The 1,862-nt window shown below is 58.4% G+C and carries 2 pseudogenes; both read left to right on the forward strand.

Annotated features, from left to right (window positions below):
- Positions 1–316: pseudogene (locus tag ABZT03_RS44140) on the forward strand (hypothetical protein); the annotation flags it as partial.
- Positions 317–504: 188 nt separating this feature from the next.
- Positions 505–1,494, forward strand: a pseudogene (locus ABZT03_RS44145) (acyltransferase); the annotation flags it as partial.
- Positions 1,495–1,862: the final 368 nt, after the last annotated feature.

The following is a 1,862-nucleotide window of genomic DNA, read 5'->3' on the forward strand; positions in this document are numbered from 1 at the left end:
AGCGACACGCGACGGCCCCATCCCCAACCATCAGGGACAAAAGGGGCGAACCGACCAACCGGTCAGCAGCTCACAACCCCTGACGAATCGAGGTCTATGGGCTTTTGGGCTTGGCGCGTCATCTGCTGTGGGTGGGCAGGAGTCTGGTTGGTTTCAGCTATCTGTCGCCCCTTTTGTCGCCGGCCTGTTCCGTTACAGTCTGCATTTGGAGAGCGGACGCGGAGGGGCTCCTGAGGACCTCGCCTTTTCCGACCGCTTCCTTCAGGCCGCCGCGCTCTTCTGGTTTGTGCTCGTCGGTGTAGGCATCTACACATAATAGTCTCACGGCACCGGTACTGACCGTCTCATCACGCGATCGGTATTTCCCTTCCGCTACTAGCACAATATATGGACATGATGCGCCTCGTAACTGGTACGACGGAACACGCAAAATCCGGGGCACCCCACTTCAGCGCTGAACCATTGTCGTCTCTGACCGGAATGCGCTAGGGGGCAGCCTTCCTAGTCTTCCTTTACCACGTTCAACTTTACGGATATTTCGGAGGAGACCTGGGGCACCTTGTCTCCTGGGTGTTCAAACCTGGACGGGTCGGGGTTTCTTTCTTTTTCATGCTCTCCGGGTTCGTTCTCGTGTGGTCCGCTCGCCCCCACGACCGCGTCTTGCTGTTTTGGCGTCGCCGACTTGCACGGATCTACCCGGTTCACGTGGTCACCGCGATCATGGGGCTAGTGCTGGCGATTCGGTTGCTTCCGCGGCTGCGACCCCACGGCTTCTGGGCCTGGCTGGGCGACTTGATGCTGATGAGTTCCTGGAACCCAGCCTGGGACCCAATGAGGACTGTTAGCTGGTCACTGGCCTGTGAAGCCTTCTTCTATCTGATCTTTCCGGCCCTTCTAGCCGTCCTCCGCAGGTGTGCCACGGGTATCGTGGCCACGATGGCTGCGGTCAGTGCAGCGAGCGTTGTCCTGCTGCCCTGGGTAAATGTGCATTTCGGTTTGGACTGGCCGATCTTTTTCCCGCTGGTACGGCTGCCGGAGTTCGTCCTTGGGGCAGTTCTCAGCACGCTGGTGCGGCGCGGGGCCTGGCGCGGGCCGAGCCTCGCAGCTGCCACGATTCTCACTGTCGCCGGCTATTTTCTTACCCACTACGTACCCGATGCCTTCACCTACTCGGCCTGCACTGTAGGGGGCCTTGCCTTGCTCATCCCTGCAGGCGCACAGGCTGACCTCAGCCACTCCTCGTCACTGTGGCGACGTCCCGCGCTGGTCTGGTTGGGCAAGGTGTCATTTTCTTTTTACATGGTGCACATCGTGGTTATGGGTATTGGGGAACGGCTGTTCTCAGCGAATCCAGGATTCAGAGCGCTTCCTGCTCTTGCAGCGGCGATCGGAGCGTTCCTTGCCTCTCTGATGTGGGCCTGGATTTTGTACGAATGCGTTGAACTGCCCGGAAGGCGACTTATTCTGGGTAATCGTCGCAACCCCTCCAACTAGCTCTGCCGCAAGCTGGGAATCGCCGAAGTCCCATTCGTCTATTTCTCTGCAAACCGGTGACGATAGTCTGGCACGGCACTTTGACCGGCAGGTTAAGCACCAGGCTGCGGAGTCCAGGATTGCCCTTGCCTCACCCTGGGCCATGAAGCATCCCGGCGTTTCTGGAGCAGTTCGTAAGGGCGCAAAGTATCAGCCTATTCAAAAGGTTTTATATTCGGCGGCATGCCGAGCAGCGTGATCGGAATTTTCTATGCCAATCAACCTCGATTCGTCAGCACGGCCCCGGCGTAGTTGTCCCTTGAGTGGTTCTGCCCCGTTTTGATGTGGCTAGTTGCAGGACGAGCGCGACTTCTGATGATCTTTCAGGT

It is taken from the genome of Streptomyces sp. NPDC005574, assembly GCF_040605435.1.
Taxonomy (GTDB): Bacteria; Actinomycetota; Actinomycetes; order Streptomycetales; family Streptomycetaceae; genus Streptomyces.